30 protein-coding genes are annotated in these 23595 nt (G+C 60.9%); 15 read left to right on the top strand and 15 right to left on the bottom strand.

Annotated elements, in window-relative coordinates:
• Window positions 1–93: 93 nt before the first annotated feature.
• Window positions 94–456: a YraN family protein gene (locus HPQ62_RS09540; RefSeq protein WP_174802303.1), complete on the bottom strand. Its 363-nt coding sequence runs from the start codon at window positions 454–456 to the stop codon at window positions 94–96.
• The gene (gene rsmI, locus HPQ62_RS09535; protein ID WP_244629621.1) at window positions 449–1345 is read right to left on the bottom strand and encodes a 16S rRNA (cytidine(1402)-2'-O)-methyltransferase; all 897 of its coding nucleotides are present in this window, start codon (window positions 1343–1345) and stop codon (window positions 449–451) included. The genes HPQ62_RS09540 and rsmI overlap by 8 nt, the downstream gene beginning before the upstream one ends.
• A gap of 201 nt (window positions 1346–1546) precedes the next feature.
• On the opposite strand from rsmI, the gene dnaN reads away from it, so the two are divergent.
• The 6 genes from dnaN to bfr all read left to right on the top strand — a co-directional run bounded on the left by dnaN (window position 1547) and on the right by bfr (window position 5816).
• Window positions 1547–2665 (top strand): DNA polymerase III subunit beta, encoded by a 1119-nt coding sequence (gene dnaN, locus HPQ62_RS09530; protein ID WP_174802302.1) that lies wholly within the window; start codon window positions 1547–1549, stop codon window positions 2663–2665.
• Window positions 2666–2775: 110 nt separating this feature from the next.
• Window positions 2776–3477 (top strand): orotidine-5'-phosphate decarboxylase, encoded by a 702-nt coding sequence (gene pyrF / locus HPQ62_RS09525; RefSeq protein ID WP_174802301.1) that lies wholly within the window; start codon window positions 2776–2778, stop codon window positions 3475–3477.
• A 167-nt stretch (window positions 3478–3644) separates the two neighbouring features.
• A complete protein-coding gene (locus HPQ62_RS09520) occupies window positions 3645–4616 on the top strand; it encodes a complex I NDUFA9 subunit family protein (RefSeq protein ID WP_174802300.1) in 972 nt (323 codons plus the stop codon).
• A 155-nt stretch (window positions 4617–4771) separates the two neighbouring features.
• Window positions 4772–4921: a hypothetical protein gene (locus HPQ62_RS09515; protein ID WP_174802299.1), complete on the top strand. Its 150-nt coding sequence runs from the start codon at window positions 4772–4774 to the stop codon at window positions 4919–4921.
• 132 nt (window positions 4922–5053) lie between these two features.
• The gene (locus HPQ62_RS21070) at window positions 5054–5383 is read left to right on the top strand and encodes a (2Fe-2S)-binding protein (protein ID WP_244629620.1); all 330 of its coding nucleotides are present in this window, start codon (window positions 5054–5056) and stop codon (window positions 5381–5383) included.
• Complete coding sequence (gene bfr, locus HPQ62_RS09505; protein ID WP_174802297.1) at window positions 5331–5816, top strand: bacterioferritin; 486 nt, start codon at window positions 5331–5333, stop codon at window positions 5814–5816. The genes HPQ62_RS21070 and bfr overlap by 53 nt, the downstream gene beginning before the upstream one ends.
• Before the next feature lie 135 nt (window positions 5817–5951).
• Here the strand turns inward: bfr and HPQ62_RS09500 are convergent, their stop codons facing one another.
• A complete protein-coding gene (locus HPQ62_RS09500; protein WP_174802296.1) occupies window positions 5952–6458 on the bottom strand; it encodes an RNA pyrophosphohydrolase in 507 nt (168 codons plus the stop codon).
• A gap of 229 nt (window positions 6459–6687) precedes the next feature.
• On the opposite strand from HPQ62_RS09500, the gene HPQ62_RS09495 reads away from it, so the two are divergent.
• Together HPQ62_RS09495 and HPQ62_RS09490 are read left to right on the top strand one after the other, a co-directional pair.
• A complete protein-coding gene (locus tag HPQ62_RS09495) occupies window positions 6688–6843 on the top strand; it encodes a DUF5993 family protein (protein ID WP_174802295.1) in 156 nt (51 codons plus the stop codon).
• Between the two features lie 10 nt (window positions 6844–6853).
• Window positions 6854–7405 carry a disulfide bond formation protein B gene (locus HPQ62_RS09490; RefSeq protein WP_174802294.1) on the top strand — a complete coding sequence of 184 codons (552 nt, stop codon included), beginning with the start codon at window positions 6854–6856 and terminating at the stop codon, window positions 7403–7405.
• On the opposite strand, the gene arsB is transcribed toward HPQ62_RS09490, so the two are convergent.
• From arsB to recR, 4 genes are all read right to left on the bottom strand, one after another.
• Window positions 7372–8442 (bottom strand): ACR3 family arsenite efflux transporter, encoded by a 1071-nt coding sequence (arsB, locus tag HPQ62_RS09485; RefSeq protein WP_174802293.1) that lies wholly within the window; start codon window positions 8440–8442, stop codon window positions 7372–7374. The genes HPQ62_RS09490 and arsB overlap by 34 nt on opposite strands.
• 3 nt (window positions 8443–8445) lie before the next feature.
• Window positions 8446–8799 carry an ArsR/SmtB family transcription factor gene (locus tag HPQ62_RS09480; RefSeq protein ID WP_174802292.1) on the bottom strand — a complete coding sequence of 118 codons (354 nt, stop codon included), beginning with the start codon at window positions 8797–8799 and terminating at the stop codon, window positions 8446–8448.
• 166 nt (window positions 8800–8965) lie between these two features.
• Window positions 8966–9253 (bottom strand): antibiotic biosynthesis monooxygenase family protein, encoded by a 288-nt coding sequence (locus HPQ62_RS09475; protein ID WP_174802291.1) that lies wholly within the window; start codon window positions 9251–9253, stop codon window positions 8966–8968.
• Window positions 9254–9333: 80 nt separating this feature from the next.
• Complete coding sequence (gene recR, locus HPQ62_RS09470; protein WP_174802290.1) at window positions 9334–9939, bottom strand: recombination mediator RecR; 606 nt, start codon at window positions 9937–9939, stop codon at window positions 9334–9336.
• A gap of 135 nt (window positions 9940–10074) precedes the next feature.
• On the opposite strand from recR, the gene HPQ62_RS09465 reads away from it, so the two are divergent.
• Entirely contained in the window at window positions 10075–10533 is a 459-nt protein-coding gene (locus tag HPQ62_RS09465; protein WP_174802289.1) for a pyridoxamine 5'-phosphate oxidase family protein, read from the top strand.
• A gap of 257 nt (window positions 10534–10790) precedes the next feature.
• Entirely contained in the window at window positions 10791–11486 is a 696-nt protein-coding gene (locus HPQ62_RS09460; protein WP_174802288.1) for an outer membrane protein, read from the top strand.
• Window positions 11487–11765: 279 nt separating this feature from the next.
• Here the strand turns inward: HPQ62_RS09460 and HPQ62_RS09455 are convergent, their stop codons facing one another.
• The 4 genes from HPQ62_RS09455 to HPQ62_RS09440 all read right to left on the bottom strand — a co-directional run bounded on the left by HPQ62_RS09455 (window position 11766) and on the right by HPQ62_RS09440 (window position 16110).
• Window positions 11766–12842, bottom strand: coding sequence for an ABC transporter ATP-binding protein (locus HPQ62_RS09455; protein ID WP_174802287.1), 1077 nt, complete (start codon window positions 12840–12842; stop codon window positions 11766–11768).
• A 19-nt stretch (window positions 12843–12861) separates the two neighbouring features.
• Window positions 12862–13746, bottom strand: a complete 885-nt coding sequence (locus HPQ62_RS09450) for a carbohydrate ABC transporter permease (protein WP_174802286.1) — start codon at window positions 13744–13746, stop codon at window positions 12862–12864.
• Window positions 13739–14674 carry a carbohydrate ABC transporter permease gene (locus HPQ62_RS09445; protein WP_174802285.1) on the bottom strand — a complete coding sequence of 312 codons (936 nt, stop codon included), beginning with the start codon at window positions 14672–14674 and terminating at the stop codon, window positions 13739–13741. Before HPQ62_RS09445 ends, HPQ62_RS09450 begins: the two co-directional genes overlap by 8 nt.
• Window positions 14675–14814: 140 nt before the next feature.
• Window positions 14815–16110: an extracellular solute-binding protein gene (locus tag HPQ62_RS09440; RefSeq protein ID WP_174802284.1), complete on the bottom strand. Its 1296-nt coding sequence runs from the start codon at window positions 16108–16110 to the stop codon at window positions 14815–14817.
• A 225-nt stretch (window positions 16111–16335) separates the two neighbouring features.
• Here HPQ62_RS09440 and HPQ62_RS09435 point away from each other — a divergent pair, with 225 nt between their 5' ends.
• The 3 genes from HPQ62_RS09435 to HPQ62_RS09425 are packed head-to-tail and all read left to right on the top strand — an operon-like array spanning window position 16336 to window position 19391.
• On the top strand, window positions 16336–17535 hold the full coding sequence (locus HPQ62_RS09435) for an ROK family transcriptional regulator (protein ID WP_174802283.1): 1200 nt from the start codon (window positions 16336–16338) through the stop codon (window positions 17533–17535).
• Between the two features lie 56 nt (window positions 17536–17591).
• A complete protein-coding gene (locus HPQ62_RS09430; protein WP_174802282.1) occupies window positions 17592–18692 on the top strand; it encodes a Gfo/Idh/MocA family protein in 1101 nt (366 codons plus the stop codon).
• A gap of 57 nt (window positions 18693–18749) precedes the next feature.
• Window positions 18750–19391 (top strand): ThuA domain-containing protein, encoded by a 642-nt coding sequence (locus HPQ62_RS09425; protein WP_174802281.1) that lies wholly within the window; start codon window positions 18750–18752, stop codon window positions 19389–19391.
• 103 nt (window positions 19392–19494) lie between these two features.
• Here the strand turns inward: HPQ62_RS09425 and ypfJ are convergent, their stop codons facing one another.
• From ypfJ to HPQ62_RS09405, 4 genes are all read right to left on the bottom strand, one after another.
• Complete coding sequence (gene ypfJ / locus HPQ62_RS09420) at window positions 19495–20394, bottom strand: KPN_02809 family neutral zinc metallopeptidase (protein ID WP_174802280.1); 900 nt, start codon at window positions 20392–20394, stop codon at window positions 19495–19497.
• 281 nt (window positions 20395–20675) lie between these two features.
• Complete coding sequence (locus HPQ62_RS09415; protein WP_174802279.1) at window positions 20676–20843, bottom strand: hypothetical protein; 168 nt, start codon at window positions 20841–20843, stop codon at window positions 20676–20678.
• Between the two features lie 71 nt (window positions 20844–20914).
• Complete coding sequence (locus tag HPQ62_RS09410) at window positions 20915–21940, bottom strand: fatty acid desaturase (protein WP_174802278.1); 1026 nt, start codon at window positions 21938–21940, stop codon at window positions 20915–20917.
• Window positions 21941–22117: 177 nt separating this feature from the next.
• Entirely contained in the window at window positions 22118–22327 is a 210-nt protein-coding gene (locus HPQ62_RS09405; RefSeq protein WP_174802277.1) for a cold-shock protein, read from the bottom strand.
• A gap of 505 nt (window positions 22328–22832) precedes the next feature.
• Between HPQ62_RS09405 and HPQ62_RS09400 the strand changes: the two genes are divergently transcribed.
• Both HPQ62_RS09400 and HPQ62_RS09395 read left to right on the top strand, forming a co-directional pair.
• Entirely contained in the window at window positions 22833–23225 is a 393-nt protein-coding gene (locus tag HPQ62_RS09400; RefSeq protein ID WP_174802276.1) for a hypothetical protein, read from the top strand.
• 69 nt (window positions 23226–23294) lie between these two features.
• Window positions 23295–23504, top strand: a complete 210-nt coding sequence (locus HPQ62_RS09395) for a hypothetical protein (protein ID WP_174801969.1) — start codon at window positions 23295–23297, stop codon at window positions 23502–23504.
• The last annotated feature ends 91 nt before the right edge of the window (window positions 23505–23595 follow it).

Genomic DNA, 23595 nt, shown 5'->3' with positions numbered 1-23595 from the left:
TCATCGACGTCGATGATGATCGGGGAGGTAGTCCCGCTGCATGACGGCGAGACGACGGTTTTGTTTCAGGAATGTAAAACCGCTGGGCAAACCTCAGAAAGCATCGGGAAAATGGCGCGGCAGACGTCCGGGCAGGCAGGCAATGATGTCATAGCGCTGCGACAGGCGCGCAAAATCGGGCTGGCGCGAAAGCCAGACATCGGAAGCCGCCCGGATGCGGCGCATGGCAGATGGCGTGACGGCATCGAGTGCCACCTGCGCCTCCCGCCGCGCCTTGACCTCGATGAAGACGGCGAGGTCGCCCTTGCGGGCGATGATGTCGACCTCTCCGGCATGGGTTTTGTAGCGGGTTGCCATGATGCGGTAGAATTTGAAGCGGAGATAGAGGATTGCGATCCGCTCGGCGGATCGGCCACGGCGTTCGGCCTTTCGGCGGCTGTCGCCCGCCTCAGCCATTCTTCAGCGCCAGAAGCTGCTGGTAGAGATCCTTGCGCGGCAGGCCGGTCTCCTTCGCGGCCTGGGCTGCGGCCTTTGCCGCGGGCATCTCGCCAGCAAGCCGTTTCAGGAGAGCGGTCACATCGGCTGCCTCCGGAACCCGGTCGGCCGGCGGCGGGCCGATCAACAGCACGATCTCGCCCTTCACTGTTTCGTCGCGGTAGAAGTCCGCAAGTGCCAGGAGTGTGCCGCGCTTGAAGGTCTCGTGGGTTTTCGTCAGTTCGCGGCAGACGGCTGCGGGGCGTTCACCGCCGAGCACGTCGGCTGCGGCATCAAGCGTTGCGGCAATGCGGTGGGGTGATTCGAAGAAGGCAAGCGTTGCCGGTACTCCGCCAAGTTCTGAAAGCCGGTCGCGCCGCGCCTTGTCCTTGGAAGGCAGGAAGCCTGCAAACAGGAAGGCATCGCTTGGAAGGCCAGCGCCGACGAGGGCTGCAAGCGGGGCGGAGGCGCCGGGGATCGGCACCACGTTGATATCGGCGGCAATGGCATGCTGGGCGAGGCGGTATCCGGGGTCGGAGACCATTGGCGTTCCGGCATCGGAGACGAGCGCTACCGTCTTGCCGTCGCCAAGCGCTTCCAAAAGCTTCTCGCCGGCCTTTTCGGCATTGTGCTCATGATAGGCATAGGGCCGCTTGCGGATCGCGAAGCGGTCGAGCAGCTTGCGGGTGACGCGGGTGTCCTCGCAGGCCAGAATATCGCAGCCGGCAATGGTCTCGAGCGCGCGGATGGTGATGTCGCCGAGATTGCCGATCGGGGTTGCGACCAGATAAAGCCCGGGCGCTAAGGGCCGCGCCTCGATCGCGTGGCCTGCGATCTCGAACCGATTGCTGTCATTGTCCATGGTCTTCATCCCGGCATTTTCCTTCCCCGTTTGACCACGGCTCAAGGGGTGTCGCAAGGGGCGCTGCGGGTCCGCCCTGTGATCAATGGGGATGGAACGGCGGGAGGCCTTGCAATCCGGCTGGAATTGCTGTCATTTTGTCCCCCCGCCTGCGCCCTTCGAAGGTGCAAGCCCGTCGCCGTCCGCGCAATGAGAGTGAAAGCGAAAGTCATGCGTATCACGCTTGAGAGATCCAATCTGTTGAAGTCCCTGAACCACGTGCATCGCGTGGTCGAGCGGCGGAACACCATTCCGATTCTCTCCAATGTGCTGTTGAAGGCCGAGGGCGCGGATCTGGAGATGAAGGCGACCGACCTCGATCTCGAAATCACCGAAAAGACCGCCTCCATGGTCGAACAGGCAGGCGCGACCACGGTTCCCGCGCATCTTCTGTATGACATCGTGCGCAAGCTTGCCGATGGCGCGGAAGTCTCGCTTGCGACCGCCACCGACGGCCAGACCATCTCGGTTGCCTCCGGCAAGTCGAAATTCTCGCTGCAGTGCCTGCCGCAGGAAGATTTTCCGGACCTGACCGCCGGTTCCTTCAGCCATTCCTTCAAGCTGAAGGCGAGCGATCTGAAGATGCTGATCGACCGCACCCAGTTTGCGATTTCGACCGAAGAGACCCGCTATTATCTGAACGGCATCTATTTCCACGCGATGGCCGAGGGCAAGGCGCTGAAGCTGCGCGCGGTTGCCACCGACGGCCACCGTCTGGCGCGTGCCGAAATCGACGCGCCGTCCGGCTGCGAGAACATGCCGGGCGTGATCATTCCGCGCAAGACGGTCGGCGAGCTGCAGAAGCTTCTCGACGATCCGGAAATCATCGTGACCGTCGAAGTCTCCGATGCCAAGATCCGCTTCACCATCGGCTCGGTGGTGATCACCTCCAAGCTGATCGACGGCACCTTCCCGGATTACCAGCGCGTGATCCCGGCCAATAACGACCGCGAGATGCGGATCGACTGCGCCGATTTCACCAAGGCCGTAGACCGCGTGTCCACGGTTTCTTCCGAGCGCGGGCGCGCTGTCAAGCTGTCGCTTGCCGAAGGCCAGCTCACGCTCACCGTCAACAATCCCGATTCGGGCAGCGCCACCGATGAGCTCGCCGTCGGTTATGACAGCGAGCCGATGGATATCGGCTTCAATGCCAAGTATCTGCTCGACATCACCGGCCAACTGACCGGCGACGAGGCGATCTTCCTGTTTGCCGATGCCGGCTCGCCGACCCTGGTGCGCGACACCGACAGCGAGAACGCGCTTTACGTTCTGATGCCGATGCGCGTCTAGCGCGTCGGGCATGTTCCGATTTGGAAAAGCGTGTGGCGTGTTGCCAATAAGCGCTTTTCCCCGAGCCGTTTTTATGCGACTTGCACCCCGGTGAAACGAGGGCCGAGAACATGCATGCACGCGACAGACTGATTGTGGGGCTGGACGTCCCGACGGTTTCCGAAGCGGAAGCCATGGTTGCCACGCTGGGCGACACCGTTTCCTTCTACAAGGTCGGCTATCAGCTGGTTTTTGCCGGCGGGCTTTCCTTTGCCCGCGAGCTTGCCGAGGATGGCAAGCATGTGTTTCTCGACATGAAGCTCCTCGACATCGACAACACGGTGGCCAAGGGCGTCGAGAACATCGCGAAAATGGGCATGACGATGCTGACGCTGCACGCCTATCCGAAGGCGATGCGCGCCGCCGTCGCGGCCGCGCGCGGATCGGATCTCTGCCTGCTCGGCGTCAGCGTTCTGACCTCCATGGACAATGACGATCTGATCGAGGCCGGCTACAGCGACACCGCCGAGGCGCTGGTGGAAAAGCGCGCCCGCCAGGCGAAAGAAGCGGGCATGGGCGGTCTGGTCTGTTCGGCAGCGGAAGCAGAGCTCGTGCGCCGCCAGATCGGCGCCGACATGGCCGTGGTTACCCCGGGCATCCGGCCTCAGGGTTCCATCGCCGACGACCAGAAGCGCGTCATGACCCCGCGCGATGCGATCGGCGCGGGCGCAAGCCATCTCGTGGTGGGCCGTCCGATCGTCAAGGCGGAGGATCCGAAGGCGGTGGCAGCGCGCATCGTCGCTGAAATCGAAAGCGCTGCGCCTTCGGCCTGAGACAGATTGCGGCGGCAGATCGAGACGTGCCTGCGGCAGGCGCTGTGTCGGCAGGGTCACGGCAGCCGCTCTTGGCGAGGGATCGTTAACCGCCGCGACGTGTTGTCCCTTCACCTTGGCCGGAGATTGGGCTAAGGAAATCACATCATCGAAACTAGAGGCTTGTCATGACGCTATCGAACATCCCCCCGCTGGTTACGGTCTTCGGCGGTTCCGGTTTTGTCGGTCGCTATGTCGTCAGGGCGCTTGCGAAACGGGGATACCGGATCCGCGTTGCCGTGCGCCGGCCCGATCTCGCGCTGTTCCTCCAGCCGCTCGGCAATGTCGGCCAGATCACCTTCATGCAGGCCAATCTGCGCTACGAGGAAACGATCCGCCGCGCCGTGGACGGTGCGGATCATGTCGTCAACTGCGTCGGCATCCTCTTCGAAGACGGCAAGAACGGGTTCGACGCCGTGCAGGAAAAGGGCGCGCGCATGGTGGCGGAAGCCGCCCGTGCCGCCGGCGCGAAGCTTACCCATGTTTCGGCGCTCGGCGCCGGCGAAGGCAGCGAATCGCATTATGCCCGCTCCAAGGGCAAGGCCGAGGCGGATATCCGCAAGATCGTGCCGGATGCCGTGATCGTGCGTCCTTCGATCATCTTCGGCCCCGAAGACGACTTCTTCAACAAGTTTGGCAAGATGTCGCTGATTTCGCCGATGCTGCCGGTCATCGGCGGCGGCGAGACGAAGTTCCAGCCCGTTTATGTCGGTGATGTCGCAGAGGTGATCGCGCGCTCCGTCGAGGGCAAGCTTCAGGCCGGCACCATTTACGAGCTGGGCGGCCGCGATGTCCTGACCTTCCGCGAATGTCTCGAGCTGGTGCTGTCGATCACCGGCCGCAAGCGGGCGCTCGTTTCCATGCCCTTCGGCCTTGCATCGCTGTTCGGCGGCGTCGCAAGCCTTGTTCCTTTCGTGACCCCGCCGCTGACATCGGATCAGGTGAAGCTCCTGAAGACGGACAATGTCGTCTCCGAGGAAGCGAAAAAGGAAGGCCGCACGCTCGATGGTCTCGGCATTCGCCCGGCCCAGCTCGAGGCAGTGTTGCCAACTTACCTCGTTCAGTACCGTCAACACGGTCAGTTCGGAAAAGCCGCTTGACGTTATGGTTGTGCGGGCGCATATGTTCGCGCACACTCTTGCAAAAATTTCGCCACATTTGGGAACCTGTCCCTGCCCTTGTGCCTTTACTGTTTATTGAAAGGTCATCGGCAGGATGATCTTGCGGGTTCTTGATCTAGAAGGTTACTAAGACAATGGGTAAATCGATCGCGGTACTGTTTGCAGGCGCGGCTCTGATGATCATGGCAGCTTCACTCGTTGCGCCCGGCAGCATTGCTGCAAGCAAGCCTGGCTGCGCACCCGCCTACGGTGTCGATCCTTGCGCGCTGGCCTCCACCAACTAATTCCCTTCTTTTGAAATACTGCACGCCCGCGCTCTCCGTTTCGTGAGGGCGAGGGTTCAGATTTAATCTTGACAATCAGCCTCGCCTTTAGCAAAACACCAGTCATCAGAGACTGATGTCAATGGTGGAAGCATGCTGGTTTGCAGTTGCAATTTCATAACCGCGAAGGACATTGAACAGACCATCGTCGAGCTTCTCGACGAGGACTGCTGGCAGCTTATCGTCCCTGCGAAGGTCTATCACCGAATGGCCAAGCGCGGCCGGTGCTGCGGATGCTTCCCGAATGTCGCCGACATCATTGTGCGCACGACCGAGGATTATCACAAAAATCGAGACTCGACCGATGCGGAAATCTGTGATTTTTTGAGCCGCCTCAAAGAGTTCCACCAAAAGAACAGGAGAGCGGACATTGAAAGGCGACAAAAAGGTTATCGAACGGTTGAACGAAGCTCTGTTTCTTGAGCTTGGTGCCGTCAATCAGTATTGGCTGCATTACCGTCTGACCAAGGACTGGGGTCTGACCAAGCTCGCCGCCAAGGAGCGCGCCGAGTCGATCGAGGAAATGAACCACGCCGACAAGCTGATCGACCGGATCATCTTTCTCGAAGGCCACCCGAACCTGCAGACTGTTGCGCCGCTGCGTATCGGCCAGACCGTCAAGGAAGTGCTCGAGGGCGATCTCGCCGGCGAGTATGAAGCGCGTAATTCCTACAAGGAAAGCCGTGATATCTGTCACGAAGCTGGCGATTACGTCAGCATGAAGCTTTTCGAAGAGTTGATGATCGACGAGGAAGGCCATATCGACTTCCTTGAAACCCAGCTTGATCTTCTCGATTCGCTTGGCGAAGAGAAATACGCTCTGCTCAACGCTGAATCGAGCGACAAGGCCGAGTAAGCCTTTTCGACTCATTGCATGATCTCTGAAGGCCCGGTTTTGCCGGGCCTTTTTTTGTTCGGATGGCGCCTCGCCGGTTCCTGATCCTCTGCCGTCGCTCGTGCCGCTTGCGCGGGCAACGGCGAAGACAGGCCGTCAGCGCACCAGGTGGCGAAATTCCGCGACCACCTGTTCATAGACCGCGCGCTTGAATGCGACGATCAGCTCTGGCAGGGCGTCGAGATCGGCCCATTGCCAGGCGTCGAATTCGCGCGCGTGCCCTTCGGGCGGCGGATCGATCGCGATCTCGCTGTCGTCGCCCAGAAACCGGTAGGCGAACCATTTCTGGGTCTGGCCGCGAAACCTGCCGCGCAGACCGATGCCGATCAGATGATCGGGGAGATCGTAATTGATCCAGCCGGCAGATTCGCCGAGGAGTTCGACCGAGCGGATGCCGGTCTCCTCATAGAGTTCCCGCGCTGCGGCATCGGCAGGCGTCTCGCCCGGATCGATGCCGCCCTGCGGCATCTGCCAGAGCTGCGGCGAGCCGTCGGATTCCGAATTGTTTTCCGACAACCTGCGGCCGAGCCAGATCTTGCCCTGGCGATTGATGATCATCACGCCGACATTCGGGCGATACGGCAGTTCGTGGGCTTTGCGCATGAAAAGGGCTCTCGGGTGGGGATCATTGACGTTCTGCGTAGCGCAAACTTCGTTTGAGTGGAATGGCTTTGTTTGGCCGCAGTCGCCCTGTTCCAAACGTCACCCGCTGCGCCACGGAAGCCTGCGGTTTTCGCGGTTGCATGCCGGATTGCTTTACTGCCGTCCAGTCGGTTGCGACCGCGCAGAAAGACTGTCATCTCTGACCCCCTATGCAGAGGAGGGGTTTATCATGATGGCTTTGCCGTTTTTCATTGGCGCTGGCGCCGTTTATCTGGCCTGGAAAGATCGGGGTGGGGCGGCGCTGCTGGTCGCCGTTTTGGGGGTGTTGCTGTTGTTTGTGCTCTACAGGCTCCACGCCACCGATACGCTCGACATCGCGCTGTAGGGAGGCCGTCATGAACGAACGTCTGGCGTCAACGCTGAACAGCCTCGGCCTTCTGGCTATCTCCTTCGTCCTGCTGTTCGCCTTTTATGCCCAGTTCGCCGATGGCGAATTACCGTGTCCGCTGTGCCTGCTGCAGCGCGCTGGCTTCGTCATGGTTGGTGTGGGGCTCAGCCTCAACATCATCCTCGGCGTCGCGCCGCAATATTACGGATTGATGATTGCCGGTGCTGTCGCGGGCGGGGTTGCCGCATTGCGGCAGGTGGCGCTCCACGTGGTTCCGGGAACGGGCGCCTATGGCGACGCCTTCTTCGGCTTACACTTCTACACCTGGGCGTTTCTGGTATTTGCGCTGGTGATCCTGGGCTCCGCCGTGATGCTGATGCTTGGCGGGTTTTCCTCCGGCCAGCGCCGCAGGCTCTCCGGCCTCGGTCTTGCGGCGGTCGTCGTCTTCATGCTGGCGTCGCTCGGCAATGGCATTTCCACGGTTGCCGAATGCGGTCTCGGCCTTTGCCCGGACAATCCGGTCAGCTACGAGGCGCTGGATTCGCTGCTTGGGCGCTGAGCACGGGAGACGGCATTGCCTCTTTCGTACCAGCCCTTGCTGCGGTTGACGATGGCAACCACCGACAGCATCACCGGTACCTCGATCAGGACGCCGACGACGGTGGCAAGCGCTGCGCCGGACTGAAAGCCGAAAAGGCTGATGGCGGCGGCGACGGCGAGCTCGAAGAAATTCGAGGCGCCGATCAGTGCCGAGGGGCCTGCAACGCAGTGCTCTTCGCCGGCGGCGCGGTTCATGAGGTAGGCAAGGCCGGCGTTGAAATAGACCTGGATCAGGATCGGCACGGCCAGAAGCGCGATGATCATCGGCTGGGCGAGGATCTGTTCGCCCTGGAAGCCGAACAGCAGCACCAGCGTGGCAAGCAGGGCAACGAGCGACAGGGGCTGGAGCCTCTTGAGCAGGGCGTCAAGCCGGGCGGTCTTGCCGCCCTGTGTCAGCGCGGTGCGGATCAACTGGGCGACGATCACCGGAATGACGATATAGAGCGCCACCGACAGCGCCAGCGTCAACCAGGGAACGGTGATCGCCGAAAGACCGAGCAGCAGGCCGACGATCGGCGCGAAGGCGACGATCATGATCGCATCGTTGAGCGCCACCTGGGACAGGGTGAAATGCGGCTCGCCCTTGGTCAGGTTGGACCAAACGAACACCATGGCGGTGCAGGGGGCTGCGGCGAGGATGATCAGGCCGGCGATATAGCTGTCGATCTCGCCCGCCGGCAGCAGCGGGCGGAACAGGTAGCCGATGAACAGCCAGCCAAGCAGCGCCATCGAAAACGGCTTCACCGCCCAGTTGACGGCGAGTGTGACCCCGATGCCGCGCCAGTGCCGGCCAACGGTGCGCATGGCGCCAAAATCGATCTTCAGCAGCATGGGGATGACCATAAGCCAGATCAGCACCGCGACCGGAATGTTGACCCGCGCGACTTCCAGTCTGCCGACCGTTTGAAACAGGCCGGGCATGACATGGCCGAGCGCAATGCCCACCACGATGCACAGCCCGACCCAGACGGTAAGGTAACGTTCAAACAGAGACATGGATCAGCAGCACTTTTCTGCAGGAGGACAGGAGGGCGAAAGGTCAGCGATCAGGGGCGCACACAGCGCGGCATCGCCGCCGCAGCAATCGTTCACGAGAAACAGCATCGCCGAGCGCAGCCCATCCAGATCGGCACGGTAGATGATCGATCGACCGTCGCGCGTGCTGGTTGCGAGCCCCGCCCGCGACAAGGTGGCAAGGTGCGCCGACATCGTGTTCTGTGGTACCGCCAGTTGCTGGGCCAGCACGCCCGCGGCAATGCCTTCGGGCTCTGCCGCCACCAGCAGGCGGAAGGTCTGCAGCCGGGTCGGCTGCGCGAGGGCGGCGAGCGCCGCTATCGTGTCTTTTTCATCCATAAATCCAGAATAATGGATATGTGGAGACTGTCAAGCGTTGATTGTGTCCCGGTGACGGGCGGATGATCCGGGGGAGGTGGCGCAATGGATGACACTGCACCAGCGCGCAGCTCCCGGAGATCACCGCCCTCAGCGCCGGGATCGCAACCCTTGCCCAAAGTGCGGGTCAGCAGGGCCGGTAGTGACGCATTTCCTGGATCATGCCGACATAGGGGCGGACATGGGCGAAGAAGGCGCGGAACTCCGCGCTTCCCCTGAAGGAACGCAGGTGATCCTCGGCAGATGTCCATTCGATCCGGATGATGAATTGCGCGGGGTCTTCCTCGCACTGCGCCATGTCGAAGGCGCGCGCATGGGGCGAGCGCATCAGCGGCTCTTTCGCCGCCTGATAGTCAAGGATGAATGCGGCCTGCTGCGCTTCAGGCACCGTATAGCGGAGATATTCGACGATCATTGCGCCCTCCTGCAACCATCAGGCGAGATTACAGCAGCAGGACACGGATGCACAAGCTGAATCTGTGGCGGTTGGCTGCGCTACAGGCTGGTTCGCGCTCTGAGCGCTGCCACCAGCGTGCCCTCGTCGAGATAGTCGAGCTCGCCGCCGACCGGTACGCCGTGGGCGAGGCGGGTGACCTTGATATCGAGCCCGTCGAGTTGGTCCGTGATATAATGGGCGGTTGCCTGCCCCTCGACGGTGGCGTTGACGGCGATGATCAGTTCGCGCACCTCGCCGGTCTTCACCCGGTCGACAAGGGCGGAGATGGTCAGGTCATCCGGACCGATGCCATCAAGCGGCGACAGCGTGCCGCCGAGCACATGATAGGCGGCGTTGAGCGCGGCAGCGCGTTCCAGCGCCCACAGATCGCCGACATCCTCCACCACGATCACCAGACCCTGGTCGCGGCTGGGATCGGTGCAGATCGTGCACGGATCGACTGTATCCACATTGCCGCAGGTGGAGCAGATCTTCACCTTGTCATAGGCGTCCTGCATGGCCCCGGAAAGCGGGCCCATCAACTGGTCGCGCTTCTTGATCAGGTGAAGCGCCGCCCGGCGCGCCGAACGCGGTCCAAGCCCCGGCACTTTCGCCAGAAGCTGGATCAGTTTTTCGATTTCGGGGCCGGTGACTCGCTTTGCCATAGCCTCCCCTAGCGCATCGGCCCGGAAAACGAAATCCGTTTTTGACAAGAGCCGTTATCGCGGAGTGCCGCAGCAGCCCCTGGTGCGACGCAACCTTTTCAGAGGCGATGCGTTTCTCTCTCGAAGGAGAACACAATGTCAAAGACCGAATTCTGGAAAGAAATGGATGATGTTCGGGCCGCCATGCTGGGGATCGGGTCCGCCCGCCACGTGCCGATGTCACCTTACCCAGTCGAGGACGATCAGGCGATCTGGTTCATCACCGCCCAGGGCACCGATCTGGTGAAGGCGCTGGAGAAGGGCGAAACGGAAAGCTCGCTGATTGTGACCGGCAATGGCGACATGCATGCCCGGGTCGAAGGCGCCTCTTCCCTGGTGCAGGATCGGGCCAAGCTCGAAGAACTCTGGAACCCGGTTGCCTCCAGCTGGTTCGACGGCATCGACGATCCCGATATCCGGCTGATCAAGTTCGATCCGGACTTTGCCGAGGTGTGGGCGACGAAGAACGCGCTTGGTTTCGCGATCCAGATCGCCAAGTCCAAGCTGACGGACGAAAAGCCCGACATGGGTGACCACTTCGAAGTGCGTTTCTGACGAGCAAGCCGATGCTGCCGTCTGGCCTCTCTCTTCAGGCGTTGGAGAGCCATCCGGCGGACTATGACGCTGTTCAAGAGGCAAAACCCGGTGTGTCAGAAATGGCACGCCGGGTTTTGCTTTGGAAAGCGCTTTGAAAACAGACGGCTAATGGGTAAGGGCCTACTTGCAGCATAGGTAGTATATGTGTAACAAACTGATATAGGCCGCTCTTGCGATGCGCAGCGGGTCCAGTCAAAGGTTTCAGGAAATACGTCATGATCGCAGCTAAGACTTTCTGGTTTGCCCTTGCGACCACAGCGCTTGTGTCGTCTGCCTCGCTTGCCCAGGATCTTCCTGAATCCCTGCAGCCTCTCGGCAATCTCAAGGGACCGCTGAACCTCGTCATCCCGAATTACTCCCAGGATCCGTCCGCCTCTGCCTGGAACGGCTTCTATCTGAAGCCGAACATCGGCTACGAGACGATGTCGTTCGACAATACGTTCCTGAAGGATGCAGGCGGCATCACGCTTGGTATTTCGGGCGGCTACGATTTCACCTTCGATCGTTTCCTGATCGGTCCGTCAGGTGAATTCAACTACAACTTCACAAGCGGCAACCAGTCGAGCGTCAACGGTGGCGACAATTACAAGGCCTTTGCCGATTTCGACGGCTATGTCGGCGGCCGCACCGGCTTCCTCCTGGACCGCACGCTGATCTATGCAATCGGCGGCTATGCCTTCACCAATACCCATGTGAAGAATGCCACGCTGGGCATTTCTGAGACCGATTACATGTCGGGTTGGACCGGCGGCGCGGGCGTCGAATATCTCTGGAGCAACACCAACGGACTTCGCCTGGAATATCGCCGGGTGCAGTACGATTCCAAGCGCTTCAGCATCCTGCCTGCCAGCGACGACAAGGTCAGTCCCAACATGGACAAGCTGTCGATCGGTTTCGTCCGCCGGTTCTGATTGCTGCCCTCATTCTTCAGCAAGGCGCGCGGCCTGCCACCGGTGGAGGTAACCGATGACAGGCGCGCGCTGGAAGCCAGACGATCCTGAGCGATCGCCATATGCTTCCTCTCGCCGGCATGGACCACCGCCGGCATCGTTTCCCCCGTTTTGGCCGTGCCGCCGGTTTTCGCCGGCCCAGAGCATTTCGCAGTCAGCTTGCAACGCCTGACCCACGCGAAAATGCGTCGAAACAGGAAGATCGAGCGGTCTGGCGTTCCCGTGAAACCCGCACTCGGGTTAAAGCGCCGCGCCGGTCTCGCTGTCGAAGATATGCACCCGTTCCGGATCGATCCTGGCTTCGAAGGGCTGCCCATGGTGAACGTCCCGTTCACCGTCCACGATCGCCGTCACATGCTGGCCGCCAAGTTCGAAGACCACATGGCTCTGCGCGCCCGTCGGCTCGACCAAAAGCGCCGTGCCCTCGATCACCGCGCCATCGCCGATATCCGGGTTCAGATGCTCCGGTCTGAGGCCGACCGTCACCTTCTGTCCGGGCTTCATGCCAGCATGGCCTTTCGAGATCGAAAGCGTCTTGCCATCCGAAAAGCGCACCGAGGGTGCGCCATCGACGCTCTCGACCGTGGCCGGCAGCAGGTTCATGGCCGGCGAGCCAATGAAGGCGGCGACAAACAGGTTGGCGGGCTTCTTGTAAAGCTCGATCGGTGTCCCTTCCTGCTCGATATGCCCCTTGTTCAGCACCACCACCCGATCTGCCAGCGTCATCGCCTCGATCTGGTCGTGGGTGACGTAAACCGAGGTGGTCTTGACACGCTGATGCAGCGTCTTGATTTCCGAGCGCATCTGAACCCTGAGTTTCGCGTCGAGATTGGAAAGCGGCTCGTCGAACAGGAAGACGGCCGGGTTGCGCACCACGGCGCGGCCCATGGCCACGCGCTGGCGCTGGCCGCCGGAAAGCTGCGAGGGTTTGCGGTCGAGAAGCTCGGTCAGGTCCAGCATGCGCGCGGCCTCGCCGACGCGCTTTTCGATCTCCTCCTTCGGCCGCTTGGCAAGGCGCAGGTTGAAGCCCATGTTTTCGGCGACCGTCATATGCGGATAGAGCGCATAGGACTGGAACACCATCGCGATATTGCGTTCGCGCGGGGTAAGATCGTTGACGATCTCGCCGCCGATCGAGATATCACCGCCGGTGATTTCCTCCAGCCCCGCGATCATGCGCAACAGCGTGGACTTGCCGCAGCCGGAAGGGCCGACAAGAGCCACGAATTCTCCATCTTCGATCGCCAGAGAAACGCCGTGAATGACTTCGAGCGCGCCGTAGGCCTTTCTGACATTGTTGAGTTCGACGGATGCCATGTCTTAAAGCTCCACGTTTTCACGACTTGACGGCGCCGGCGGTGAGGCCGGCAATGATGTGTTTCTGGGCGAGGAAGAAGGCGATGATCGTCGGCAGGATGGTGAGCGTGATGAAGGCCAGCACCAGCTGCCATTCGGTCGCGAATTCGCCCTTGTAGACCATGATGCCGAGCGGCCAGGGATAGCGGTCCTCGGTGTTCAGCATGATCAGCGGGATGATGTAGCTGTTCCAGCTCTGCACGAAGGAGATGATGCCGACCGTGGCGATGATCGGCCGCGACAGCGGCATGGTCACATGCCAGAAGAAACCGATATAGCCGCAGCCATCGACAAAGGCGGCGTCGAACAATTCATGCGGCAGGTTGCGGAAATAATTGCGGAACAGCAGGATGCTCATGCCAAGCCCGAAGGCCACCTGCGGCAGGATGACGCCCCAATAGGTGTCGAGCAGGCCAAGATCGCGGATCCGGATGTAAAGCGGCAGGATTGCCGTTGCTGCCGGAAACATCAGCCCGATCAGGAAATAGTTCAGGAGATAGTCCGAGCCGAAGAACCGGATATGGGCAAAGCAGAAGGCGGCCGCCGCGGCGATCACCACGGTCAGAAACACCGTCATCACCGCGATCAGCAGCGAATTGCCCATCTGCAGCCAATAGCGCTGTGAAAACAGGATATCGGTGTAGTTCGACCATTGCCATTCGGTGGGCAGCCCGAACGGGTTGCCGCGCAGGTCCGGCAGGGTCTTGAAGCCGCCGAGCGCCGTTGTCAGCAGCGGCACGATGACGATGCCCGCCACGATCAGCAGCGAGACATAGAGATAGGTCTGGGTGCCGGCCTTGAGCTTGCGTCCCTCGCCGCCCGTTTTTGCCGCATCGATCGGCGCGCTTTCGGAGATATCAGTCATTTTTCATGAATATCCGTTTGTAGCTGAAGGCGAGCGTGACGCAGATGACGAACAGAATGACGCCGACCGCGCTGCCGAAACCGACCTGCATGCGGGTGACGCCGAAATTGTAGAGGAAGGTCACCATGGTCTGGGTCGCGTTCGACGGTCCGCCGCCGGTCAGCGGCATGATCAGGTCGAAAAGCTGCAGCGAGCCGATGACCGCGAAGAACACCGAAAGGCGGACGGTGGAGCCCAGCATCGGCAGCGTCACCAGACGGAACTTCTGCCAGCCGGTCGCCCCGTCAATATCGGCAGCCTCCAGGATCGACTTGTCGATCGCCTGCAGCCCGGCGATGAACAGCATCATGTGAAAGCCGAAATATTTCCACACGACCACCGCAAGGATTGCCGACATCGCGGTATCTGGATTGGCAAGAACGAAGGGCGGCTCTGCGCCGAAGAAATGCCAGATGCCCGCAACCAGCCCGAAATCGCCATCATAGACGAAGCGCCAGATCATGCCGGCGGCGACATCTGCCAGCACATAGGGCAGGAAGAAGATCAGCCGGAAGAACAGCGCGCCCCTGATATGCTTGGTGACCATGGATGCCAGCCAGAGCGCCAGCGGCAGCTGAACGACGATGGACACGAACAGGATCAGCCCGTTGTTGAACAGCGCGGTCTTGAAGGCGGCATTGCGGAAAATGAGCTGGTAGTTGCGGAAATCGACCCATTTTTCCGGCGTGCCATAACCGTTCCAGTGGAAGAAGGAATACCACGCCGCCTCGCCCATGGGCAGGATCACGAGCAGCGTGAACAGCACCAGCGCCGGCGGCATGAACAGGATCAGCACCGGCCATTTGGTATGGGCGAGCGATCTGCGGCGTCTGGCTCTTGCAGGCGCGGGCCCGACCGGCGGTGGCAGAATGGAATCGGTGGTCGTCATCGCTTTTCCCGCTTTGCCGCACATCAGGAAACGGAAGGACAAACGGCCTTTCGATCCTCGGGCAGGGCCCGTCCGCGCGGAACATGAGAGGGCCTGGCCGCCGGAGGCCGGAGAGATCCGGCATCCGGCAAGCCAAGGGATTACATGTTTTCCAGTTCGAACGTGTCCTGGATCTGCTGTGCGGCATCTTCCGGCGATGTCTGGCCGGAGACAATGGCGACGCTCATGTCGTTGACGACGGCGCCGACATTGGGGCCGAGATCCTGGTCGAGATAATTCTGGTGCCAGGTTTCATCGGCAAGTGCTTCCGCGCTGCTCTTCAGAAGCGGATCGGTGATGGAATCGGCCACGCCGACGGTCACCGGGATTACCTTCTGTACCTCGGAGATACGTTTGGAAACCTCGGGGCTGGTATAGTATTCAAGGAATTTCTCCGTCTCGGGCGGCGCATCCCTGGTGACGGCCCAGCCGGTGAGGCCGCCCATATTGTCGGTGACGAGACCCGGCGCGCCTTCGATCGTCGGGAAGGCGAAACGGCCGATATTGGCCGGATCGAGGCCCTTGCCATCGGTGGCGTTGCTCGCCTGGGTGCGGCCGGTGTTTTCGAACGACAGGATCATCGCCGCGCGGCCATCGCCGAAGGTTGCGAGCGCATCGTTCCAGGTCGCGCCCTGATAGCCGTTCTGGAACGGCTCCAGTGCGCCGAGATCGGCCAGATGCTGACCGGCCTTGACGAAGGCCTCGTTGGTAAAGCCGCCGTTCTCGTTGGCTTTGGCGGCGGTGAAGCCGTCGTGACCCGCCTCGCGCATGGCCAGATAGCCCCAGTAGAAGTGGATCGGCCACTTGTCGCCGCCGCCGCCCGCAATCGGCGTGATGCCGGCGTCCTTCAGCGTCTGGACGGTGGTCAGAAGATCGTCCCAGGTGGTGATCTGGCTGGCGTCTACGCCGGCCTTGTCGAACAGTTCCTTGTTGTAGAAGAAGGAAACCACGCCGTTCAGCACCGGCGCCGCCCAGACCTTGTCGTCATAGGTCATGCCGGCGATGGAAGACGGCTTCAGCGTGTCGCGCCACTTGTTGTTGTCGGCATCGAGCGCGGGCGAAATATCACGCAGAACGCCGGTTTCTTCCTGCGCCTTCAACACGCCGCCGCCCCAGGTATAAAACAGGCTCGGCACTTCGGATGATTGCAGCAGGGTCGGCAGCTTTGCCTTGAAAGCCTGGTTTTCCAGGAACTGCATCTCGATGGTTACACCGGGATTGGCCTGTTCGAACTCGTCGGCGACCTGGCGCCAGATCTCGACCACCGGTTCCTGATTTTCAAGATGCAGCCATTTGATGACCGTGTCGGCCGAAGCGGTCGTCGCGCCTGCGACAAGAGCGGAAAAGCCGACGGTGGCGGCAGCCACGTGACGTGGCCATTTGATAGCGACTGGCATGTGCACTCCTCCCAAAGTACTTTTTGCAGTGTCCGGATTAAATAAACGGGCGGTTTGGGTTTTTGTCAATAGACTGCTATCCAGACTTTGGGCAGGATGCCTGCGATTTAGGCATGTTTTGGAAAAATCCCTTGCGCTTTTGCGGGTTTCGGGCCTAAAACTGCCGCGGTATTTAATTCGCATGGCGGATAAATTATCCGTCTTCAGCATGTTGTCCGGGCCGAAATGAAAACTGCCGATCCAGAATTGATGCGAGCGATCAACAGGTTGAGCGTGCTGGACACGATCCGCCGCCATGGCGCCATTTCGCGCATCGAGATCAGCCAGGGAACACAGCTTTCCACCAGCACGGTCTCGGCCATCACCGCCTCGCTGATGGATGACGGCCTCATCCTGTCGCGCCATGAAGGCGACCTCAGATCTTCCGCGGCACGAGGTCGCCCGCGGGTGATGCTGGAAATCAACCCGGATGCCGCGCGCGTCGTCGGCGCAAAGATCACCGCCACCCGCATGACATTCGTGGTCACGGATTTCTGCGGCGCTGTGCTGTCGGAATATTCGCTGCCGGTGCGCATCGACCGGATGCCGATCGGCGTCATCGCCGATCTGGTCGACGACGGCGTCAGGGCCTGCGTGATCGATGCGAGGCTGACGCTCGGCGAGATCGATGCGATCTGTCTCGGCATTCCGGGTGTGGTCGAGCATCGCACCGGAATTGTCCGGGCAAGCCCGATCTTTTCCGACGAGAAGGTGGATTTCGCCGGCGTGATCGCGCCCCGCTTCGGCATCCGCACCATCGTTGAAAGCGATGTCCACGCGATCACGCTTGCCCATCACTGGTTCGGCAAGGCCCGGCATCTGGAGGACATGGTGCTGATCTCGCTGGAGCAGACGCTCGGCCTCGGCGTGCTCCACAATTCCAGCCTGTTTCGTGGCGCCGGCGGCCTCAGCCACAATCTCGGCGATCTGGTGCTCGGGGCGGACGTGTCCTGCGTCGAAAGGCTTGGCGCCCTTGCAGGCGAAAGCGCGATCCTGGGAAAGGCGCCGCAGGAAGGGCTTTATGCGGATGCGATCCGGCTCGGGCGCGGCATGTCTCACGCTCAGGCCCTGATGGCGGAGGAGGATGCGCAGATGCTGGCGAACGCCAGGCGCGCCGCAGAGGCGATCGGCGTGACGCTTGCCAATATCGTGACGCTATTTGCCCCGCCGCGGGTCATTCTGGTGGGCTCGAGCCTGGCGCTCGGGCCGCCCTTCATCGAGGGCTTGCGGCAGGCCTATCTCGCAGCCGTTCCGCCATCATTGCGCGATGTCAGCGAGCTGGTCTTCGATGACAGCGACGACTTCTTCTGGGCGCGGGGCGCCGCTGCTGTTGCCCTGCACGAACTCTACGAATCGACCTGGGGGACAACGGGGCCGGCTCTCTAGGCGGATTTCTCATACCTTGAGGCCGGTGCTGGCCTCAGCTTTCGGGAGGAAAGATCATGGAAAAAGTTGGTATCGGTATCATCGGATGCGGCAATATCTCCGGCGCGTACCTGAAGGCGATGACCGGTTTCGAGATTCTCGATATTCGCGGCGTTGCGGACATGAACGAGGCGGCGGCCAAGGGGAAGGCGGAGGAATTCTCCGTGCCGGTCGCAACGATCGACGGCCTTCTCGCTGATCCGAACGTCGAGGTCATCCTCAACCTCACCATTCCCCGCGCCCATGTCGAGGTTGGCCTGAAGGCGCTTGCTGCGGGCAAGCACACCTATAGCGAAAAACCGCTCGGCATCAATTTCGAGGAAGGCAAGCGGCTCGCCGATGCCGCGGAGAAGGCGGGCCTGCGCATCGGTTCGGCGCCGGACACCTTCCTTGGCGGCGGTCATCAGGCCGCACGCGAAGTGATCGATTCCGGCGTGCTTGGCCAGGCGATCGGAGGCTCTGCGACCTTCATGCGGCCGGGCCATGAAAGCTGGCACCCGAACCCCGATTTCTATTACGATATCGGCGGCGGCCCGATGCTCGACATGGGCCCCTATTACATCACCGATCTCGTCAACCTGTTCGGGCCCGTCAGCAGGGTCGCGGGTTTTGCGACCATGCTGCGCAAGGAACGCGTGATTACCAGCGAACCGCGCAAGGGCGAGACGATTTCGGTGAAGGTGCCGACCCATATCGCCGGCGTTCTGTCCTTCGAAGGCGGCGCCGTTGTGCAGGTGACGATGAGCTTCGACGTCGCCGGTCACAGGCATTCGCCGATCGAGATCTACGGCACGGAAGGTTCGATGCTTGTGCCCGATCCGAATTTCTTCAAGGGGCCTGTCGAGGTGCTCAAGAAGGGCGGCGAGTTTGAAGATTATCCGGTGACGCTGCCCTATGCCGACGGCAATTACCGCTCTCTCGGTCTTGCCGACATGGCCTATGCGATCCGCACCAACCGCCCGCACCGTGCAAGCGGCAGCCTCGCCCTGCACGTGCTGGAGGTCATGGAGGCCTTCAATGTCGCCGCCGAAACCGGGAAGACCGTCGACATCACCACGACGACGCGCCGTCCCGATCCGCTGTCGGCATCGCTCGTTGACGGCATGCTTGCCCAGTAATTCCAGCAATTCGCACTTTGCCGGCCAGACGCCGGCGCCACGAACAGGAGGAAAATCATGCGTGAAGCACTCATCGTCTGGGGCGGCTGGAGCGGCCACGAGCCGGAGGAATGCGCCGCCGTCATCCGCGACATGCTGCAGGAGGACGGGTTCAAGGTCTATGTCGAGCATTCGACCGAGGCCTTTGCCGACCCGCAGATCAAGGATCTGAGCCTCATCGTCCCGATCGTCACCATGTCGAAGATCGAGAAGGAAGAGGTGAAGAACCTGTCCGAAGCCATCCAGGGCGGCGTTGGCCTTGCGGGCTATCACGGCGGCGCCGGCGATGCGTTTCGTGAATCGGTTGATTACCAGTTCATCGTCGGCGGCCAGTGGGTGGCGCACCCCGGCAACATCATCGATTACCGCGTGAACATCACCAAGCCGGATGATCCGATCATGGAGGGAATTTCGGATTTCCCCTACACGTCGGAGCAATACTACATGCATGTCGACCCCTCCAACGAGGTGCTGGCAACCACGACGTTCACCGGTGAGCATGCCGAATGGATCGATGGCGTGGTCATGCCAGTCGCCTGGAAGCGCCGCCACGGCAAGGGCAGGGTGTTCTATTCCTCGCTCGGCCATGTCGCGAGCGAGTTCAAGGTCGCGGAAATGGCGACCATCTTCCGCCGCGGCGCCAACTGGGCCGCGCGCTGAGCCTTCATGAAAAAGGAGTGCGGCGGACGCACGCGTGATGAAAAGGGCGCCACCGCCGAGGTGGTGCCCTTTTTGAACGCGCAGCCCGATGAATGCTGGCGGTTCAGACCGGATTGTTGAAGGTGTCGCAGGCGGAAAGGCGGCCGCTGTCATAGCCCTTCTTGAACCACGTCATCCGCTGGGCAGAGGTGCCGTGGTTGAAGGAATCGGGCACTACATAGCCCTGGGTGCGCTTCTGGAGCGTGTCGTCACCGATCTGGCGTGCCGCATTCAGGGCTTCTTCCAGGTCGCCCGTTTCAAGCAGGCCCTTCTGCGCCGTGAAATGAGCCCAGATGCCGGCAAAGCAATCTGCCTGCAGCTCGACCCGCACCGACATCTGGTTGGCTTCGACCTCGGTCATCTGCTCGCGCATGCGATTGAACTGGGGCAGCACGCCGATGATGTTTTGCACATGGTGGCCGACTTCATGCGCCAGAACATATGCCTGCGCGAAGTCACCCGATGCACCGAAGCGGCGGGCGAGTTCGTCGTAGAAATCGAGGTCGATATAGACCTTCTCGTCTACGGGGCAGTAGAAGGGGCCCATTGCCGAACTTGCCGACCCGCAGGCCGAACGGACCGCGCCGGAAAAGAGCACCAGCGACGGTTCGGGATAGGCCTGGCCCTGGCTTTCCATGATGGAATGCCAGACGTCTTCGGTCTCGGCGAGCACGGTCGAGACGAACTGCTTCATCTCGTCATTGCTGCCAGTGGTAACCTGGCCGGTTTGGCTCGGCGCATATGAGCCGCTGCCGTCATCGAGAAGGGCGAGCGGATTGATCCCCATCATGAAGAGAATCGCGCCGACCACGATCAGGGCGAGAATGCTGCCGCCGCCGCCGCGGCCAACGCGAATGCCGCGTGAGGGCATCCTTATGCCGCCGCCGCGCCCGAACGGGCTTCCGCCCCGCGATCCTCGACGATCCTCGACATTGCGGCTTTGTCGCCGGCCTCTCCACTCCATCGCATCCGCTCCATCCGTTGAAAAACCGGCGCCTTGCCTTGAGAAGCGGGGCCGTCAGCAACTAAATTGCGCGCGCGCGCCGAAGATCAAGACGGTGGCCATCTCCATCGATCAGGAAAGTGGTGAGGGTAAAACCGACAAACGGAAGGCCTGCATTGCGCAGGCCTTCCGTGATGTCAGGATATTGGGTGTCTGCGATCGGATGCCGGCTTCAGTGGAACTCATGCCGCCGGCACGCAATCGATGCGCCTGCGGCAATCTTGCCGGCATATCGAAGGCGTTCAGAGCAGCTTGTCGCTGCTGTCGCTGCTATCGGCCGCGGTCTTGTTCTGCTTCGTCTTGTCGGCGGCCTTCGCCGGCCGTTCCGAGGACTTCTCGGTATTCTTGGTCTTGTCGGCGGGTGCGGCTTCGTTCTCGACGGCTTTCGTATTTCTGGCAAATCGTATCATCTGTTTCTCCTTCGGGTGGGGTAGACGAGTGATTGGTGACAGGGTCTGCTTCAAGGAAACCGTGCAGCGCATCATGCGCTCAGGCGCGCCTGCCGGAATGAAACCAGTCGGTTGGTCCTTTCATCCCAAAGCACGAACCTGACACAGCGCAGGCTTTGAAGAAGCGTGATCCGGCCTGTTTCGTGCAGCTCCGGATAATCGCGCAGCACTTCCGGCAGCCGATAGAACGGCACCTTGGCGGCCAGGTGGTGCACGTGGTGGATGCCGATATTGCCGGTGATCCATCGCAGCGGCAGCGGGAGGTCGTAATGCGAGCTGCCATTAAGCGCCGCATTCTGGAAATCCCAGTTGCGCGCACCGGACCAGTGCGTTTCCTCGAATTGATGCTGGATGTAGAACAGCCAGACCCCGGCTGTCGCAGCCATCAGCGTGATCGGCAACTGGACCGTCAAGAACGCCAGCGGTCCCATGAGCCACATCAGCAGGGCAATGGCAACGGCCGCCCCGGCCGTGGTGACGACCGTCGATGTCCATGGCTCGAGTCCCGAGCGCATCAGGCCGAGCGGCAAGCGGTACTGGCAGATGAACAGCCAGGCGGGACCAAGCCCGAACATGATGGCGGGATGGCGATAAAGGCGATAGCGCAGCCTTCCCGCAGCCGACAGGGCGCGATACTCCCGGACCGTGAGCGTATCGACGTCGCCGATGCCGCGCTTGTCGAGATTGCCCGTCGTTGCGTGGTGGACCGCATGGGTGCGGCGCCAGTAATCATAAGGCGTCAGCGTGAACACGCCGATCACCCGTCCGGTCCAGTCATTGACGCCCCTGCGGGCAAACAGGGCGCCATGCCCGCAATCATGCTGCAGGACAAACAGGCGGACGAGGAAGCCGGCGGCAGGAACCGTCAGGAACAGCGCCCACCAATGGCCGTTCAGGACGGCGAAGGCAAGCAGCACCCAGAGGCTGACAAAGGGCAATGCCGTCGCCGCGATTTCGGCCGTGCTGCGCAACGCGCTGGGCTTGCGGTAAGGCGCAAGCGCCGCAATCCATGAGCGGTGGTTCCGTTCGATCGCAGCCTTCTCTGTCGTGCTGTCCAAGGCTTTTCCTAGCTCCGGTATACGCTTGACCGGGACGCGTGATAATCTGTCTGAAAAGGGCGCGCGGACCTTGCCGGGCGCTCAAAAGCAAGAAAGGCCGGGCGCATAGCCCGACCAATCCATTCGTCTCGATACTTCGTGCCAGTACATCCGTGGTCACGGAAGCAAAGACAATCCTTATGCAGCGCGCAGGTTTTCCGCAGCGCTTTTGCCGGACCTGCTGTCGGCAACGATGTCAAAGGTCACCTTCTGGCCTTCGGAGAGCGTGCTCATGCCCGAGCGCTCAACAGCAGAAATGTGAACGAAAACGTCCGCTCCGCCGCCATCAGCCTCGATGAAGCCGAAACCCTTGGTGCTGTTGAAAAACTTTACTGTACCAGTGCTCATGACGATTTCCTTTCAATCAATCAGAGAGAATGTCCGGAGAGCCTCTATGGCCGCACCGAACGATAATTTCGACGTTGATCAGAAAATCACACAAGCGCGATGCGCAAAATAAAGTTCGTCAAACAAAATCGATGAACATCATATGCGCCTCATTATTGTTTTAATCAAGGCGCAATCTCAGATTTATTGAAGAAAAATCCAAAATAAAAAATTCCGATTATTATAAAAAACATTATTGGTTCGGACTATTATTTGGGTCGTATCATAGATATATATAGTGTCATGGTCCGCTAAATCCGGCCTCATCAAGAAATTGCCTGTAGAATTTGCGCTTCAGAATGTCGTTCAACTTGTTGCGCGACGGCGGGCGCATGCGCTCGAAGGCGAGTGTCCTTTTCAGGCACGGGGTGCCACGACAGCCCGTCCATTGACGCTAAAGCGGCCGGGGAGCGCTGCCGCCGATCACACCAGACAATTGATTTCACATCGGAAGGAATTCGGCATCATGGCATCAGAAAACAATGGAGCGCCATCCATCGGACAACGGTGGAAAGCCTATCACCCGGCAAAATCCACCCTCGTATGGGCCTGTATCGCAACCGCTGTCGTCACGATCGCGGTCGGCTTTACCTGGGGCGGATGGGTGACGGGCGGTACGTCCAGAACGCTGGCGTCGGAAGCCGGAGAGCTCTCCCGCGATGAGCTGGCGACGGTCATTTGCGTCCAGAGATTCAAGGCGGCGCCTGACGCAGCGCAGCAGTTGAGCGAACTCAAGGCCATCGACAGTTCCTACAAGCAGCGTCAGTTCATCGAAGCTGGCGGCTGGGCGACGATGCCGGGCGAGGAAAGCGCAAATCGCACCGCCGCGGCGGCATGCGCCGGCGCACTCGAAGGCTGAAGGATTTCAAGGGGCCGAATTGCTGGCGGGGCGGCCTTGAACGGCCCCTCGTCGCAGACAGCGCCCCGGTTGAAGAGCGGCAAGCAAGAGGCGCCGCCGCAGCAAAGCGCGCCTGACAATCGGAGTTTCCAGATGGCCAAAGGTCAGAAGAAAAGCAATCGCGAAATCAGAAAGCCCAAGAAGGAAAAGAGCGCAGCTGTTGTCGAAGCGCCGTTGCTCGGCTCGCTGGTCAGAAATGCCGGCAACAACAATGCCGCGCGCAGCAAGCCGAAAGGCTGAGCCCGTCACAGGCGGGATGCCGCACCAGACCGGTCTCAAGCCGGTCTGGGCGTGTCTCCGCTGACGGAAGCCCGGTTTTTCCATTCCAAAG

The sequence above is a fragment of the Martelella limonii genome (assembly GCF_013344475.1).
Classification (GTDB): Bacteria; Pseudomonadota; Alphaproteobacteria; order Rhizobiales; family Rhizobiaceae; genus Martelella; species Martelella limonii.
Note: the sequence above shows the minus strand (reverse complement) of the source record. Positions and strands in the feature narration are given on the sequence as shown.